The organism is Streptomyces sp. NPDC012466 (assembly GCF_042955215.1).
Classification (GTDB): domain Bacteria; phylum Actinomycetota; class Actinomycetes; order Streptomycetales; family Streptomycetaceae; genus Streptomyces.
Window position 1 is genome coordinate 539,803 of record NZ_JBIBEQ010000005.1, and the last position, 15,297, is coordinate 555,099.

The 15,297-nt window shown below is 73.9% G+C and carries 15 protein-coding genes; 9 read left to right on the plus strand and 6 right to left on the minus strand.

All coding sequences use genetic code 11. The annotated features are described in order from the left end of the window. The first annotated feature begins 18 nt into the window (after window positions 1-18). Window positions 19-564, plus strand: a complete 546-nt coding sequence (gene mug, locus ACFY9E_RS21530) for a G/U mismatch-specific DNA glycosylase (protein WP_390986325.1) — start codon at window positions 19-21, stop codon at window positions 562-564. A 4-nt stretch (window positions 565-568) separates the two neighbouring features. Here the strand turns inward: mug and ACFY9E_RS21535 are convergent, their stop codons facing one another. Genes ACFY9E_RS21535 through ACFY9E_RS21545 form a run of 3 tightly spaced genes read right to left on the minus strand, consistent with a single transcriptional unit; the run spans window position 569 to window position 2,704 of the window. Beyond that, complete coding sequence (locus ACFY9E_RS21535; RefSeq protein WP_390986327.1) at window positions 569-1,000, minus strand: hypothetical protein; 432 nt, start codon at window positions 998-1,000, stop codon at window positions 569-571. A 55-nt stretch (window positions 1,001-1,055) separates the two neighbouring features. Beyond that, a complete protein-coding gene (locus ACFY9E_RS21540) occupies window positions 1,056-1,781 on the minus strand; it encodes an ABC transporter permease (protein WP_390986329.1) in 726 nt (241 codons plus the stop codon). Window positions 1,782-1,783: 2 nt separating this feature from the next. After that, window positions 1,784-2,704, minus strand: coding sequence for an ATP-binding cassette domain-containing protein (locus tag ACFY9E_RS21545; protein ID WP_390986332.1), 921 nt, complete (start codon window positions 2,702-2,704; stop codon window positions 1,784-1,786). Window positions 2,705-2,812: 108 nt separating this feature from the next. Here ACFY9E_RS21545 and ACFY9E_RS21550 point away from each other — a divergent pair, with 108 nt between their 5' ends. The 3 genes from ACFY9E_RS21550 (at window position 2,813) to ACFY9E_RS21560 (ending at window position 5,890) form a co-directional block, all read left to right on the plus strand. Further along, window positions 2,813-3,982: a histidine kinase gene (locus ACFY9E_RS21550; RefSeq protein ID WP_390986644.1), complete on the plus strand. Its 1,170-nt coding sequence runs from the start codon at window positions 2,813-2,815 to the stop codon at window positions 3,980-3,982. A gap of 14 nt (window positions 3,983-3,996) precedes the next feature. Next, window positions 3,997-4,659: a response regulator gene (locus ACFY9E_RS21555; RefSeq protein WP_390986334.1), complete on the plus strand. Its 663-nt coding sequence runs from the start codon at window positions 3,997-3,999 to the stop codon at window positions 4,657-4,659. Between the two features lie 88 nt (window positions 4,660-4,747). After that, on the plus strand, window positions 4,748-5,890 hold the full coding sequence (locus ACFY9E_RS21560) for an ROK family protein (protein ID WP_390986337.1): 1,143 nt from the start codon (window positions 4,748-4,750) through the stop codon (window positions 5,888-5,890). Between the two features lie 87 nt (window positions 5,891-5,977). On the opposite strand, the gene ACFY9E_RS21565 is transcribed toward ACFY9E_RS21560, so the two are convergent. Then, complete coding sequence (locus ACFY9E_RS21565; protein WP_390986340.1) at window positions 5,978-6,739, minus strand: UTRA domain-containing protein; 762 nt, start codon at window positions 6,737-6,739, stop codon at window positions 5,978-5,980. 167 nt (window positions 6,740-6,906) lie between these two features. Continuing rightward, entirely contained in the window at window positions 6,907-7,791 is an 885-nt protein-coding gene (locus ACFY9E_RS21570; RefSeq protein ID WP_390986342.1) for an RNA polymerase sigma-70 factor, read from the minus strand. A 109-nt stretch (window positions 7,792-7,900) separates the two neighbouring features. Between ACFY9E_RS21570 and ACFY9E_RS21575 the strand changes: the two genes are divergently transcribed. The 5 genes from ACFY9E_RS21575 to ACFY9E_RS21595 all read left to right on the plus strand — a co-directional run bounded on the left by ACFY9E_RS21575 (window position 7,901) and on the right by ACFY9E_RS21595 (window position 14,027). Continuing rightward, entirely contained in the window at window positions 7,901-8,554 is a 654-nt protein-coding gene (locus ACFY9E_RS21575) for an NAD(P)-binding domain-containing protein (RefSeq protein ID WP_390986646.1), read from the plus strand. A gap of 105 nt (window positions 8,555-8,659) precedes the next feature. Then, window positions 8,660-9,490 carry an alpha/beta fold hydrolase gene (locus ACFY9E_RS21580; protein ID WP_390986345.1) on the plus strand — a complete coding sequence of 277 codons (831 nt, stop codon included), beginning with the start codon at window positions 8,660-8,662 and terminating at the stop codon, window positions 9,488-9,490. 41 nt (window positions 9,491-9,531) lie between these two features. Beyond that, entirely contained in the window at window positions 9,532-10,971 is a 1,440-nt protein-coding gene (locus ACFY9E_RS21585) for an aminotransferase class I/II-fold pyridoxal phosphate-dependent enzyme (RefSeq protein ID WP_390986348.1), read from the plus strand. A 127-nt stretch (window positions 10,972-11,098) separates the two neighbouring features. After that, on the plus strand, window positions 11,099-12,661 hold the full coding sequence (locus ACFY9E_RS21590; protein WP_390986350.1) for an alkaline phosphatase D family protein: 1,563 nt from the start codon (window positions 11,099-11,101) through the stop codon (window positions 12,659-12,661). A 109-nt stretch (window positions 12,662-12,770) separates the two neighbouring features. Next, a complete protein-coding gene (locus ACFY9E_RS21595; RefSeq protein WP_390986352.1) occupies window positions 12,771-14,027 on the plus strand; it encodes a GNAT family N-acetyltransferase in 1,257 nt (418 codons plus the stop codon). A 9-nt stretch (window positions 14,028-14,036) separates the two neighbouring features. Here ACFY9E_RS21595 and ACFY9E_RS21600 read toward each other — a convergent pair whose 3' ends face one another. Further along, window positions 14,037-15,254 (minus strand): PLP-dependent transferase, encoded by a 1,218-nt coding sequence (locus tag ACFY9E_RS21600; protein WP_390986649.1) that lies wholly within the window; start codon window positions 15,252-15,254, stop codon window positions 14,037-14,039. Window positions 15,255-15,297 lie beyond the last annotated feature (43 nt).

Sequence of the window (15,297 nt, forward strand, 5' to 3'; positions counted from 1 at the left end):
CCGGCCGGGTAGCCGACGGTGCCGCGTTTCACGCCCGAGGAGCTTCAGGCCGCCCGCGACCGCGTCGTGCCCGACGTGGTCGCGGAGGGCCTGCGTGTCCTGTTCTGCGGCATCAACCCCGGTCTGATGACGGCCGCGACGGGTCATCACTTCGCCCGCCCCGGCAACCGCTTCTGGCCGGCGCTGCACCGGTCCGGGTTCACGCCGCGGCTGCTGAAGCCGTCGGAGCAGCAGGAGTTGGTGTCGTACGGGCTCGGCATCACCAACGTCGTGGCGCGGGCCTCGGCCCGGGCCGACGAGCTGAGCGCCGAGGAGTACCGGGAGGGCGGGCGGCTGCTCGCGACGAAGGTGGAACGGCTGCGGCCGCGCTGGCTGGCCGTCGTGGGGGTGACCGCGTACCGCGCCGCGTTCGACGACCGCAAGGCGCGGGTGGGGCCGCAGTCGCGGACGATCGGCGACACGCGCGTGTGGGTGTTGCCCAATCCGAGCGGGCTGAACGCGCACTGGACGCTGGAGACGATGGCGGAGGAGTTCGGACGGCTGCGGGAGGCCGCCCAGGACTGATCCGCTACGGCGGGTCCGTCTCCGTGATCAGGGCCAGCAGCTGCACCTCCCGTGAGGGGTCCCGGTCCCCGACCGCCACGGCGACCCAGCGGCCCGTGCCCTCCACCTCCCACAGGTGGGCCACGCTCGCCCGCGCGCTCAACTCGGCCCAGGGGCGGGGTACCTCCTCCCCCTCCGTGCGCAGCAGGACCGTCTGCAGGTTGTACGGGTCGGTGTCGCCCCAGCGGGAGGCGAGGAGCTCGTAGACGGCGTCCCGGTCCTTCTCGTACTGGTCCATCGTCACCGCGCGGGCCGCCGGGTCGCCGTCCGTCGCGGCTTCCAGCACCGCGATGTGGTGGCCGGGTCCCGAGACACCGACGTCCGACGGGCCGTGCTCCGCCGGAAAGGGGCGGTAGCACAGCTCGTCGATGAGGGCGATGTGCCGTGCGAGCTTCATGGCTCCAGTAAACCCGCCTCCACTGACACTTGGCGGGGCATCATCCGGCCCGCCGTCAGGCGTCCCTGCGCCGCAGGCTCCAGGCCCCGGCCAGCAGGGCGGCGGCCGTCCACAGCGCGGTCACCGCGAGCCCCGACCACGGCCCGAGGGTGCCGTCGTAGGTCTCCCTGAGGACGAGCTGCCCCGCCCTGTCGGGCAGGAAGTCGACCACGGTGCCCGTCGCGTCACCGATCACGAAGGACACGACGAGGATGAACGGCACCAGCAGGGAGAGGGTGGCCACGCCGCTGCGCAGCAGGGCGGCGATACCGGCGGCGAACAGGGCCATCAGCATGAGGTAGACACCGCAGCCCACGACACCGCGCGCCTGCTCACCGGCGCTGAGCCCGTCGGCCGCCGGGCCGAGGCCCGCCCGCGCCACGAGGAGGGCGGCGAGGGCCGTCACCAGCCCCACGAGGAGCGCCGGTACGGCGATGACGGCCGCCTTGGCCGCGAACCACCGGCCACGCCGCGGCACCGCGGCCAGGGACAGCCGGAGTGCCCCCGGGCGGAACTCCGACGCCACGGCCATGGCGCCGAAGGAAACGGCCGCGATCTGGCCCGGGATGACACCGGACAGTGCCGTGAACAGCGGATCGAACCCCGGGTCCGAGGCGTCGGAGACTCCGGCGAGCGCGGAGAACGCCGTGGTCGCGGCGAACAGGGCCAGCAGGGCGCCCGGCAGCGAGCGCAACGTGCGGATCTTCAGCCACTCGGAGCGGAGTACGGGTGCGAGTTCCATGGTCAGGCCTCCTGTGGCTGTGCGGCGAACTCGGTCTCGGCACCGGTGAGGTCGAAATAGGCCTGCTCCAACGTGCGTTCCTCGGCGGCCAGTTCCAGGACCGGCACGCCCGCGGCCGAGGCGATGCGGCCGATGTCGTCCACGCGCGCGTCGGGCACGGTCCAGTGCCCGTCCGCCTGTTCCTCGGCGGTGTGGCCGTGCCGGGCGAGGGCCGACCGGAGGGTGACGGGATCACTCGTGCGGATCCGTACGCGGGGCTGTACGCGCGCGTGGATGAAGTCCCGCATCGGGGTGTCGGCGAGGAGCCGGCCCCGGCCGAGCACGACGAGGTGGTCGGCGAAGGACGCGGTCTCGTTCATCAGATGGCTGGAGACCAGGACCGTGCGGCCCTCCCCCGCGAGCCGGCGCAGCAACGTCCGGATCCAGACGATGCCTTCGGGGTCGAGCCCGTTGGACGGCTCGTCCAGGATGACCACCTCGGGGTCACCCAGCAGGGCGGCGGCGATGCCGAGCCGCTGGCGCATGCCCAGGGAGTAGGTCCGCACGCGGCGCCGGGCCACCTGGGCCAGACCCGTCTCCTCCAGCACCTGGTCGACCCGCCGGTCCGGGATGCGGTTGCTCGCGGCCAGGACGCGCAGATGGTCGCGGGCGCGGCGGGAGCCGTGCGCGGCCTGCGCGTCGAGCAGGGCACCCACGTGGCGCAGGGGTTCGTGGAGCTCCGGGTAGGGCCGGCCGCCGATCACGGCGGAACCGGCGGTCGGCCGGTCGAGGCCGAGCACGAGCCGCATGGTGGTGGACTTCCCGGCGCCGTTCGGGCCGAGGAAGCCGGTGACGCGGCCGGGCCGCACGCGGAAGGTGAGCCGGTCCACGGCTCGCCGGCCGCCGAACTCCTTGGTGAGGTCTTGGACGTCGATGCTGGTCATGGCAGCAGCGTGGCCGTCGGACCCGGGTGCGGTCCTCCCCCGGCGGTGGAGATCGTCTCCCCCGTGCGGGGGAGGCTCGCCGTCGGTGCGGGCTGGCACGATGACGCCATGGTCCGCATGCTGCGCCCCTTCACCCGGGCGGTGACGTACACGCGGTGGCTGCATCTCTCCATGGCCATCGTGTGGCCGGCCCTGTGGCTGTTCATCGACGAGGCGTGGTGGACCGTGGGCACGGCGACCGTGCTGCTCGGCCTCGCGGGACTCGTCCCGGCGATGCGGGTCGTGGAAGGGCTGCAGGCCCGGCTGCTGCTGACCGGCCACCGCGACGGCGGCGAGAGCTCCGAGATCGTCGTCGTCCCCTCCGCCACCTGGGGCGACCGGGGGCGGATGGTGGTGTGGCTGGAGGCGCGGCTGTTCCTCGGCGCCCTGGTGTCCCATCTCTGCGTCCAGCTGTTCCTCCTCACGCTGGACCTGGTGTCGACGTCGTTCAGCGCTGAGCGCGCCGGCGGGGCCTGGGTGCACGTCGAGGGCCCCCATCGGTGGCACGCCCTGCTGGCGCCCCTGCCCCTGGTCCTGGCGGCCGCGGTCGTGGTCGGTTCGGGGCACCTCATCACCCGCATCGCCCTGCGCCTGCTCGGTCCCTCCCCCGCCGAGCGGCTCGCCGCACTGGAGGTGCGCACCGAACAGCTCCTGGAACGCACCCGTATCGCCCGTGAGTTGCACGACTCCATCGGACACGCCCTCACCGTCGCCGTCGTGCAGGCGGGGGCCGCCCGGGCGGCGGGCGATCCGGCCTTCACCGATCGCGCCCTGAGTGCCATCGAGGAGACCGGGCGGGCCGCCCTGGAGGACCTGGAGCGGGTGCTCGGCGTGCTGCGCGAGTCGGAGAAGCCGGTGAGCGGCAGACCGACCCTCGCCGACGCCGACCGCCTGCTGGAGTCGGCCCGGGCCTCGGGGGCGAAGGTCGACGCCGAGGTGACCGGCCCGGTGGAGAGCGTGCCCGGGCCGGTGTCCCGGGAGGGCTACCGGATCCTCCAGGAGGCGCTGACCAATGTGCTGCGGCACGCGGGGGCGGTCCCGGTCCGCGTCCGGGTGCACGTCGGGGACGGCACCGTCGTCCTCGCGATACGCAATCCGCTGCCGGCCGGGATGTCCGGCTCCGGGCGCGGCAGTGGCCTGCGCGGGATACGGGAGCGCGCGGCTCTGCTCGGCGGGCGGGCCCGGACCGGACCGGACGAAGGTGACTGGCAGGTCCATGCCGAGTTGCCGCTGAGTTGATCTACGCTGGTCCGATGCCGGTCACCGTACTCCTCGTCGACGACGAACCCCTCGTGCGCGCGGGTCTGCGGGCCGTGCTGGAGGCACAGCCCGACATCGAGGTCGTCGGGGAGGCCGCCGACGGTGCCGCGGTGATCCCGCTCGTGCGGCGGCTGCGGCCGGACGTGGTCGCCATGGACGTCCGGATGCCGCTGCTGGACGGCATCGAGGCCACCCGGGCGCTGCTGCGGACGGTCGACGAGCCGCCCCGGATCCTCGTGGTGACGACCTTCGAGAACGACGAGTACGTGTACGAGGCGCTGCGGGCGGGAGCCGACGGGTTCCTGCTGAAGCGTGCCCGGCCCGCCGAGATCGTGCACGCGGTGCGGTTGATCGCCGAGGGCGAGTCGCTGCTGTTCCCGGCCTCGGTGCGGCAGCTCGCCGCCGAGTACGGCGACACCGGGGGGAACCGTGCGGCCCGGGCCCTGCTGGAGCGGGCGCAGCTCACCGAGCGCGAGGCCGAGGTGTTGCGGCTGATGGCGCGGGGCCTGTCGAACGCGGAGATCGCCGCCCGGCTGATCGTGGGGACCGAGACCGTGAAGTCGCATGTCAGCTCGGTGCTGGCGAAATTGGGGGCGCGTGATCGCACCCAGGCGGTGATCGCGGCGTACGAGTCGGGCTTCGTGGCGCCGGGCTGATCGCGAGAGCCGGCGCCCGCCCCTCGCCGGGGTGTGCCGTACCGAAGTACGATCCGGCCAACACGCGCACGACCTGGGAGGACGGACGGTGGGGCGGCTGACCGGCGGGGACCCCTCGCTGCTGCGACGGATCAACTCCGCGGTGGTGCTGCACGCGTTGCGTGCCACGGACTGCGCGACGCTGACCGAGATCACCCGGGTGACGGGGCTGTCCCGGCCGACCGTCGAGGGCGTCGTCGAGGGGCTCGTCGAGGCCGGGCTCGTCGTCGAGAAGGCGGCCGAGGAGGGCGCTGCCCGGCGGCAGGGGCGTCCGGCGCGGCGGTTCCGCTTCCGAGCGGAGGCCGGGCATCTGCTGGGGCTGGAGATCGGGGCGCACCGGGTGGCCGCGCTGCTGTCCGACCTGGACGGCCGGGTGATCGGCGCCCAGGCCAAGGAGGTCTCCGAGACGGCGGGGGCCGACGAGCGGCTGGAGCGGCTGCGCGGGGCCGTCGCGGAGCTGCTGCGGCGGGCCGGGGTCGCACGCGGCTCGCTGCGGGCCGTGGGCGTGGCGACGCCCGGGATCGTCGAGGCCGACGGCACGGTGCGGCTGGGCACGGCGCTGCCGGGATGGACGGGGCTGCGGCTGGGCGAGCGGCTGAGCCGGTCGTTCAAGTGCCCGGTGCTGGTCGAGAACGACGCCAACGCCGCGGCCGTCGCCGAGCACTGGAAGGGCGCCGCCACCGAGTCGGACGACGTGGTGTTCGTGCTGGCGGGGCTCAGCCCGGGCGCCGGTTCGCTGATCGGGGGCCGGCTGCACCGGGGCTACGGCGGAGCGGCCGGCGAGATCGGCGCGCTGCATCTGCTGGGCCGGGGCGTGACGCCCGAGACGCTCCTGTCGACCACGGACGAGCCCCTGCACCCGCTCGACGAGCAGGCCGTCGCCGAGGTCTTCGCGCAGGCCCGGGGTGGTGACCAGCGGGCCCGCGCGGCCGTCGACCGCTTCATCCAGCGCCTGGTCCACGACGTGGCGGCCCTCGTCCTCGCCCTGGACCCGGAGCTGGTCGTCATCGGCGGCTGGGCGGCGGGCCTGGACGGCGTCCTGCCACCCCTGCGCCGGGAACTCGCCCGCTACTGCCTGCGCCCCCCGGAGGTGACCCTCTCCGGCCTGGGAGACGCGGCCGTGGCGACGGGCGCCCTGCGCCTGGCCCTGGACCACGTGGAGGAACAGCTCTTCACGGTCGAACGTCGCTGAGCGACAACGCCCCCAGGAGCGCGGGGAACTGGCGACGAGCCACGACGGCCCGGCAGCCCCCACGCGCCGCGCCCCACGGCGCCAGGGTCAGGACGCCTGCTTCTGCAGCCCGGCGCGGATCTCCACACCCCCCGAGTCACCGAAGGTGAGTCGGCACATGTCAGCGCGGTACGTCGCCACCGACAACGCGGCCGTCCGCCCCCCGGCGACGAACCGCGTGGTCACCACCAGGACGGGCGCACCGGGCAGGCGGTCCAGCTCCTTCGCCTCGTCGGCGCCGGCGGAGCCGAGCTCCACCGCGTTCTCCTGCCGCTCCAGCTCCAGCCGCTGCAGCTCGCGCAGCACCGCACGCGCGCGAGCCGCTGCGGACGGAGCGTCGATGCCGGAGAGGTCGGGTACCGAGGACTGCGGGATGTAGAGCAGTTCCGCGGCCACGGGCCGGCCGTGCGAGACGCGGGAGCGGCGCACGACGTGCACGGGCTCCTCCCCGCCGGTCTCCAGCGCCTCGGCGACGGCCGCGGGCGGCACCGCCGCCGTGCAGTCGACGGGCTGCCAGGCGTCCTCGGGGCCGCCCGGCCAGGTGTGCGGGCCGGTGCCGAGCGAGACGCCCATGCGGGGCGGCGCGACGGTCGTCCCGACACCGCGGCGGCGCTGGAGCCTGCCTTCGAGTTCGAGCTGCTCCAGGGCCTGGCGGAGCGTGGCGCGGGCGACGCCGAAGCGGGCGGCGAGGTCGCGCTCGTTGGGAAGGATCTCCCCCACCGAGAACTCCGAGTCGAGGGCTTGGCTGAGCACCGTCTTGAGATGCCAGTACTTCGGTTCCTGCACCGATTCCAGCTGCGTGGTCCCCACCCTGTCCTCCGCGATCGCCGTGGTCGGCGGCGTTTCAGCGCCCTTGTTTATTAAAGGTTGTTGCACTTCTCTGCGACCATAGGACGGCCCTGATCCTTGGTCAAGACCAATGGTCGGGAACGTTCACGGCCCGTGGGCGGAGGCCTCGGCGGGCTCGGTCCCGCCGGTCACGCGGCGGCCAGTGACCGCAGCTTGTCGGGGTTGCGGATGATGTAGACGGCCTGGACACGGCCGTCGGCGACGTCGACCTGGAAGACGGAGTCGGGCCTGCCGCCGGACAGGACGAGGACGGCCGGGCCGCCGTTGAGCTCCAGGAAACGGACGGAGAAGTCCGGGACGCCCTTGCGCGCCGCGCCGACGAGGAAGCGGCCCACCTTGTCGGCGGTCCGCAGGACCCGCAGCGGCGCCCGCGACTTGCCGCCGCTGTCGCCGACGAGCCGGACCTCCGGGGCGAGCAGCGCCATCAGGCCTTCGAGGTCGCCGTCGGCGGCGGCGGCGAGGAACCGCTCGGTGAGGTCGCGGCGCTGGGCGGGGTCGACCTCGTAGCGCGGGCGCCGCTCCTCGACGTGCTTGCGGGCCCGCCCGGCCAGCTGGCGCACCGCCGGTTCGCCGCGGTCGAGCATGGCGGCGATGTCGGCGTAGGGGAAGCCGAAGGCCTCGCGCAGGACGAACACGGCCCGCTCCAGCGGTGACAGCGACTCCAGTACGACGAGGACGGCGAGGGAGACGGAGTCGGCGAGCACGGCCCGCTCGGCGGTGTCCGGAACGGTGTCGCCGAAGTCGGTGACGTAGGGCTCGGGCAGCCAGGGGCCGACGTACGTCTCGCCGCGGGCCTTGATCTGGCGCAGCCGGTCGATGGCGAGCCGGGTGGTGATCCGCACGAGGTAGCCGCGTGGTTCGCGCACGTCGTCACGAGCGGCGCCGGACCAGCGCAGCCAGGCTTCCTGGACCACGTCCTCAGCGTCGGCCACGCGCCCCAGCATGCGGTAGGCGACGCCGAGCAGGACGGGACGGTGCGTTTCGAAGACGTCGGTCGCGGTCTCGGTGGTCACGGCTCCATCCCAGCCCACCGCTGCGGCCCTGTCCAGGCGGAACCGTCTTTTCCCGGACAGACTGGCCGATAGGACGCCGGTGAACGGCGGCACGGCTGCGGAGGTGGCGATGCGGTACGCGGTGCTGGGCACGGGACAGGTCGGGCGCACGCTCGGCGGACGGCTGGTGGAGCTGGGCCACGAGGTGTGGCTGGGCTCGCGCACGAGGGACAACACGGCCGCCGTGGGGTGGGCCGCCGCCGCGGGGGCCGGTGCGGGCGCGGGGACGTTCGCGCAGGCGGCGGAGTTCGGGGAGGTCGTGGTGAACGCGGTCGGAGGGCGGGTGGCGCTCGCCGCGCTGGAGGCGGCCGGGGCGGACAACGTCGGCGGGAAGGTCCTCGTGGACGTGTCCAATCCGCTGGCGTTCGAGGAGGGTGAGCTGCGGCTGTCCCCCGTCGGGTCGGACAGCGTGGGTGAGCAGATCCAGCGGGCGTTCCCGCGGGCGCGCGTGGTGAAGACGCTCAACACGGTCAACTGCAAGGTGATGGTGGAGCCGGACCGTGTGCCGGGCGAGCACAACGTCTTCGTCTGCGGGGACGACCCGGGCGCCAAGGAACAGGTGACGGCCCTGCTCGGGGAGTTCGGCTGGCCGGCCGGCCGCGTGCTCGACCTGGGGGGCATCCGGGCGGCCCGCGCCGTGGAGATGTGGCTGCCCCTGTGGGCCGGCCTGTTCCAGTCGTTCGGGCACGGCGACTTCAACCTGGAGGTGCGCCGGTCCCGCTGAGCGGCCGGCGGGAGTGATGTGGCGACACCATGGGGCTACCCGCGGGTAGCAATTGCTGACAAGCTGTCTACGGCGTCCGTCAGCGAGTACAGCCGAGGAGCACCCATGTCCGCCACCGTCTCCTTCAAAGTCGCCTCCGCGCAGGGCGAGCAGAGCGTGACCCTGTCCTACACGCGCCGGGGCAGCGGCGAGCCGCTCCTCCTGCTGCACGGCATCGGTCACCACCGTCAGGTGTGGGACCCGGTGATCCCCGCGCTGGCGGCCGAGCGCGATGTGATCGCCGTGGACCTGCCCGGCTGCGGCGAGTCGCCGGCGCTGCCGGAGGGCATGGCGCACGATCTGCCCACGATGAGCGCGGTCCTCACGGCGCTGTGCGAAGCGCTGGAGATCGAACGGCCGCACGTGGCCGGAAACTCGCTGGGCGGCCTGCTGGCCCTGGACCTGGCCCGGACGCGACTCGTCCGCTCGGTCACCGCCCTGTCCCCCGCCGGGTTCTGGAACGCGGCGGAGCGCCGCTACGCCTTCACGGTGCTGATGACGATGCGGCAGATCGCCCGGCGGATGCCGCCGCCGCTGGTCGAGCGGCTGGCCCGACCGGCCCTCGGCCGCACCCTGCTGACGAGCACCATCTACGCCCGCCCGGGCCGCCGCTCGCCCGAGGCCGTGGTCGCCGAGACGCTCGCGCTGGCCCGGGCCCAGGGGTTCTCCGAGACACTGCGCTCCGGCCGTACCGTGCAGTTCACCGACGACATCGTGGGCACGCCGGTCACCGTGGCGTGGGGCAACCGGGACCGGTTGCTCATCCCCCGCCAGGGCGTGCGCGCCAAGGGCGTCATCCCCGGGGCCCGGCTGGTGCGGCTGCCCGGCTGCGGCCACGTCCCGATGAACGACGACCCGGCGCTGGTGGCCCGGGTGGTGCTCGACGGCAGCCGCTGACCCCGCACCGGGAGGCGGCGGAGCCCTTAAGGTCTCCCCTCATGAGGCCAACGCAGAGCGACCCGGGCGAAGGTGCCGCGTCCGCCGCCTGGGAACTGCTGCTCCCCGCCGCGTCGGCACCGGCACGCACGCGAGGCCGTTCCCTGCAGGCGGCGCTGCGTGAGGCGGTCCGCTCGGGCCGGCTCGCGCCGGGCACCCGGCTGCCGTCGAGCCGGGACCTCGCGGCGGACCTCGGGGTGTCGCGCGGGCTGGTCACGGAGGCGTACGAGCAGCTGACGGCGGAGGGGTATCTGCGCAGCGGCCGGGGCGCCGGGACGTGGGTGGGCGCGGCCGTCCGGGGCGCGCAGCCGCGGGCGCACGACCTCGCTCCCCGGTCGCCCGGCTCCCGTGCGGGCTTCGTGCCCGGGACACCGGACCTGGCGCTGTTCCCGCGCGCGGCGTGGGCCGCCGCGCACCGCAGTGTGCTGGCGGAACTGCCGCACCAGGAGCTGGGCTACCCCGATCCGCGCGGGCTGCCGCGGTTGCGCACCGCGCTGGCCGAACTGCTTGCCCGGCGGCGGGGCGTGGTGGCCGACCCGGAACGGATCGTGATCGTCTCGGGGGTGGCCCAGGCGACGACCCTGCTCGGTTCCGCGCTGCACGCGCGCGGGGTGCGCGCGGTCGGCGTGGAGAACCCGGGCAGTCCCCAGCACGACGCGCTGTACGGCGCGGCCGGGGTCAGCGCCGTACCGCTGCCGGTGGACGAGGAGGGGATCGCCCCGGGGCCGCTGCGGGCGTCGGGCGTACGGGCCGTGGTGACCACTCCGGCCCACCAGTTCCCCACCGGCATCGCCTACTCGGCCCGGCGTCGCGCCGGGTTGCTGGACTGGGCGCGGTCCGTGGACGGCATCGTGCTGGAGGACGACTACGACGGCGACTTCCGCTACGACCGTGCTCCCGTAGGCGCGCTCCAGGGCCTCGACCCGGACCACGTGGCCTACACGGGCTCGGTCAGCAAGTCCCTCGCCCCGGGCCTGCGGCTGGGCTGGCTGCTGGTGCCGGAGTCCTGGGCGCAGGAGATCGTCGAGCGCAAGCGCACCATGGACCTCGGCCACCCGGCCCTCGACCAGGCGCTGTTCGCCCGCTTCCTGGAACGCGGCGACTACGACCGCCAGTTGCGCCGCTGCCAGCGTGCCTACCGCGAGCGGCGTGACGCGCTGGTCGCCGCCCTGGACGCGCACTTCCCCGGATCGCGGGTGTCCGGGATCGCCGCGGGCCTGCATGTGATCGCCACGCTGCCGGAACGGTACGGACCCGAGGAGCGCTTTCTCGCGCGTGTGGCGGAGGCGGGGGTGGCGGTACGCCCGCTGTCGGCGTACGCCCACACGCGGACCGAACCGGAGGGTGCCGAGGAGGTTCGGCTCGTCCTGGGTTACGCCCATGTGCCGCCCGCCAGGATCGCCGAGGGCGTACGCCTGATGGCTGAGGCCGCGACCGGGTGATCCGGCCGGTTCGCCGGTTCCCTCACCCTGCGGTCAGTTGTTCACTTGGGGTTCGTGTGTGCGCTGCGGCGTGCCAGTAGGTGTGGCTCTGCACACTTGGCCGGATCGAGTCCCTGGAGGCACATCCATGTCACACCGTCCGTTGCCCGGGCGCCGTAGCGTCCTGCGTGGCTCCCTCGCCGCGTCGGCGGCCCTGTCCCTGCCCACCGCTCTCGGCGCGGCACCCGCGTTCGCGCGCTCCGGGCGCCCGACGGCGGGGTGGGGTGTGCAGGCGGGAGACGTGACCTGCGACTCCGGGCTGGTGTGGGTGCGCTCCGACCGGCCGGCCCGGATGATCGTCGAGACGTCGGCGACCGAGTCGTTCCGCAACCCCCGCAGATGGCACGGCCCGCTGCTGGGTCCGGGCACCGACTTCACCGGCACGACCCGGCTGCGCGGCCTGCCGTCCGGCGAGCAGATCCACTACCGCGTGCTGCTCGCCGACCCGGACGACCCGCGCCGCACCGGCGAGCCGGTCACCGGCACCTTCCGCACGGCGTCGGCCAAGCGCCGCGACGGCGTGCGGTTCGTCTGGTCCGGCGACCTGGCCGGGCAGGGCTGGGGCATCAACCCGGAGTTCGGCGGCTACACGATCTACAACGCGATGGCCGCCCTCGACCCGGACTTCTTCCTGTGCAGCGGCGACAACATCTACGCCGACGGACCGATCACCGAGGCCGTGGCCCTGCCCGACGGCCGGACCTGGCGGAACATCACCACCGAGGAGAAGGCCAAGGTCGCCGAGACGCTCGGGGAGTTCCGCGGCAACTTCCGGTACAACCTGCTCGACGAGAACCTGCGGGCCTTCAACGCCCGGGTCCCGTCCATCGTCCAGTGGGACGACCACGAGGTCACCAACAACTGGTACCCGGGCGAGATCCTCACCGACGCCCGGTACACGGAGAAGCGCGTCGACGTGCTGGCCGCCCGTGCCCGCCAGGCCTTCTCGGAGTACTTCCCGATCTCCACGCTGCGCCGCCCCGACGGCCGTGTGTACCGCGTGCAGCACCACGGTCCGCTGCTGGACGTCTTCGTCCTGGACATGCGCACCCACCGCAACGCCAACTCGCCGGACGACCAGCCGGTGGACCCGCAGGGCATCCTCGGCCGCGAGCAGCTGGAGTGGCTCAAGCGCGAGCTGTCCCGCTCCCGGGCCGTGTGGAAGGTGATCGCGTCCGACATGCCGATCGGCCTGGTCGTCCCGGACGCGCCGAACATCGAGGCCGTCGCGCAGGGCGACCCCGGCAAGCCGCTCGGCCGCGAGCTGCAGTTCGCCGAACTGCTGCGGTTCGTCAAGCACCGGCGGATCACGGGCACGGTGTGGCTGACCGCCGATGTGCATCACACTTCGGCGCAGCACTACCAGCCGTCGCAGGCCGCCTTCAGCGACTTCGAGCCGTTCTGGGAGTTCGTCTCGGGTCCGCTCAACGCCGGCGCCTTCCCGGCGAACGCGCTGGACGCGACCTTCGGCCCGGACCGCGTGTTCGTGAAGGCACCGACGACCGCCAATGTCTCGCCCGCCGGCGGCTTCCAGTTCTTCGGCGAGGTGGACATCGACGGCCACAGCGGTGAGCTGACGGTCCGTCTGCGGGAGCAGGACGGCACGGTGTTGTTCACGCAGGTGCTCCAGCCGGGCCGGGTCGGCCAGTAGGCACGGAACGCAACGTTTGAAGCGTCGACAAAGGGGGGAAACTCGGCCCTTTACCCGCCAGTCACAAAGCGTTCTCGATCACGCAACACCGTTCCTTCACAGTGGGTGCATGACGCGAGAAGTGACTCAAGTGCCGCACCACGACGCCGACTGCCGCCCCGCCACACCGTGGCAGCGGATCACCGAGACGTTCCGGACCTGGCGAACACGACGCCACGAACACGCACCGCCGACGCGTGATACCGGGTCCCCGGCACCGGAGCCGGTGCCGGGGGCGAACACCCTGTGGCGGATGCGGACCACGGTTCAGGACGAACCGGGGTCTCTGGCGACCCTCTGCGCGGCCCTGGCCGGGCAGCGCGTCGACATCCTGAGCCTCCAGACGCACCCGCTGGCCGAGGGCACGGTCGACGAGTTCCTGCTGCGAGGCCCGGCCGGTCTGCCGGCGGCCGGGATCACCGCGGCCGTCGAGTCGGCCGGTGGCGCCGACACCTGGATCGAACGGGCCGACGCCCACGACCTGGTGGACGCGCCGACGCGCATCCTCGGGCTGGCCGCCCGCACGGCCCTGGACGCGGCGGAACTTCCGCTCGCCCTGCGGCAGTTGCTGGGCCGGTGCACGATCCGTTCCCAGCCCGCTCCGGCCGGCGCCGGCCGGGAGCCGGGCGGCCTTCCGGTGGAGGGGGCCCTCGACGACACGGTGATGCGGCTGCGCGCCCCCGAAGGCGGAGTGATCATCGTGGAGCGGCCGTACCTGCCGTTCACACCGACCGAGTTCGCCCGGGCCAGGGCCCTGGTGGAACTGGACGCCCGGCTCGGGCCGCGTCTCCCGCACGGCCGGGACGAGCTCACGCTCGCCGAGGGCAGCGACATCACCGTGCGGCGCGCCGACACACGCGACCTCGAAGCGGCCAGGGCGATGCACGAGCGGTGCTCCCCGCACACGCTGAAGCTGCGCTACCACGGGCCCGTGCGGGACGCCGACCGGTACCTCAACCACCTGCTCGGTCCGCGGCACGGCCGCACCCTCGCCGTGCAGACGGCCTCCGGACGGATCGTCGGGCTCGGTCACCTCCTGTGGGACGGGGACGAGACGGAGGTCGCGCTGCTCGTCGAGGACGCGTGGCAGCGGCGGGGCATCGGGGCGCAGCTGCTGGGGCGGCTGGTCGGGATGGCCGCCGAGGCCGGCTGCTCGAGTGTGTACGCCGTGACGCAGGCGTCCAACACGGGGATGGTGGCCGCGATGCGCGGCCTCGGGCTGCCTCTCGACTACCAGGTCGAGGAGGGGACGCTGGTCATCACGGCGCGGCTGGGTGAGGTCGTCGCGTCGGGCGCGGAGGGTCTGGGAAGCACCTCCGCGCCGTAGACGTCGTCGTCAGAGGGCGGGGGCGGGGGCGTTGCGGCTCGTCGCGCGGTTCCTCGCGCCCTCAGGGGGGCCGGAGAGGGCCTGGTCGAGATCCGACCACAGGTCCTCCACGTCCTCCAGGCCCACCGACATGCGCAGCAGGCGGTCGCTCACCCCCGCTTCCCTGCGGTCGTCCGCGTCGACGATGCGGTGGCTGATGGAGGCCGGGTGCTGGATGAGGGTGTCCACGCTGCCGAGGCTCACCGCCGGGGTGATCAGGCGGACGCCGGCGATGACCTCGTGCGGGTCGTCGTGCACCTCGAAGGCGACCATGGCGCCGCCGATGCGCGGGTAGTGCACCCGGGCGACCCGCGGGTCGGCGGCCAGGCGGCGGGCCAGTTCGGCGGCGGTGGCGGAGGCCGCCCGGACCCGGACGGGCAGGGTGGACAGGCCGCGCAGCAGCAGATACCCGGCCAGCGGGTGCAGGACGCCGCCCGTGGCGAAACGCACCTGGCGCAGCCGGCCGGCGAACTCCTCGTCACAGGCGACGACACCCGCGAGCACGTCTCCGTGCCCGCCGAGGTACTTGGTGGCGCTGTGCAGGATCAGCCGGGCGCCCTGCTCCGCGGGGCGCTGCAGAACGGGTGTGGCGAAGGTGTTGTCCACGAGCAGCGGCACCGAGCCGCAGGCGTGGGCGACGGCCCGCAGGTCGACCTCGGCGAGGGTGGGGTTGGCCGGGGACTCGACCAGGACCAGACCGGTGTCCGGGCGCAGCGCGTCCGCGACCCCGGCCGGGTCGGTCCAGGTCACCTCCGAGCCGAGCAGCCCGGCGGTCAGCAGATGGTCGCTGCATCCGTAGAGGGGACGGACGGCGACGACATGGCGCAGGCCCATCGAGCCACGGACGAGGAGGACGGCGCTCAGCGCCGCCATGCCGCTGGCGAACGCCACGGCCGCCTCGGTGCCCTCCAGGCGGGCCAGCGCCGTCTCGAAGCGGGCGACGGTCGGGTTGCCCAGCCGTCCGTAGACGGGCGGGCCGTCGGGCACGGCGCCGGTGGTCGCGAAGGCGTCGATGCGGGCCGCCTCGCCACGGCTGTCGTAGGACGGGTAGGTGGTGGACAGGTCGATCGGCGGGGCGTGCAGCCCCTGCCGGGCGAGGTCGTCCCGCCCGGCGTGCACGGCCTCGGTGGCGAGGGCTCGCGGTGCGGTGCGTACGTCGTCGTGGGCGCGCGTACTCGTTGTGTCCATGTCCATGGTGGGCAAGGGTGAACATCGGCCGGGCCGTCGGCGC

Excerpts from the sequence above, each read along its gene's own strand:
- ACFY9E_RS21580 (WP_390986345.1), top strand. The coding sequence starts at position 8,660 with ATGTCCGCCACCGTCTCCTTCAAAGTCGCCTCCGCGCAGGGCGAGCAG.
- ACFY9E_RS21535 (WP_390986327.1), bottom strand. The coding sequence starts at position 1,000 with ATGAAGCTCGCACGGCACATCGCCCTCATCGACGAGCTGTGCTACCGC.
- ACFY9E_RS21555 (WP_390986334.1), top strand. The coding sequence starts at position 3,997 with ATGCCGGTCACCGTACTCCTCGTCGACGACGAACCCCTCGTGCGCGCG.
- ACFY9E_RS21575 (WP_390986646.1), top strand. The coding sequence starts at position 7,901 with ATGCGGTACGCGGTGCTGGGCACGGGACAGGTCGGGCGCACGCTCGGC.
- ACFY9E_RS21600 (WP_390986649.1), bottom strand. The coding sequence starts at position 15,254 with ATGGACACAACGAGTACGCGCGCCCACGACGACGTACGCACCGCACCG.
- ACFY9E_RS21545 (WP_390986332.1), bottom strand. The coding sequence starts at position 2,704 with ATGACCAGCATCGACGTCCAAGACCTCACCAAGGAGTTCGGCGGCCGG.
- ACFY9E_RS21595 (WP_390986352.1), top strand. The coding sequence starts at position 12,771 with ATGACGCGAGAAGTGACTCAAGTGCCGCACCACGACGCCGACTGCCGC.
- ACFY9E_RS21585 (WP_390986348.1), top strand. The coding sequence starts at position 9,532 with ATGAGGCCAACGCAGAGCGACCCGGGCGAAGGTGCCGCGTCCGCCGCC.
- ACFY9E_RS21540 (WP_390986329.1), bottom strand. The coding sequence starts at position 1,781 with ATGGAACTCGCACCCGTACTCCGCTCCGAGTGGCTGAAGATCCGCACG.
- ACFY9E_RS21590 (WP_390986350.1), top strand. The coding sequence starts at position 11,099 with ATGTCACACCGTCCGTTGCCCGGGCGCCGTAGCGTCCTGCGTGGCTCC.
- ACFY9E_RS21550 (WP_390986644.1), top strand. The coding sequence starts at position 2,813 with ATGGTCCGCATGCTGCGCCCCTTCACCCGGGCGGTGACGTACACGCGG.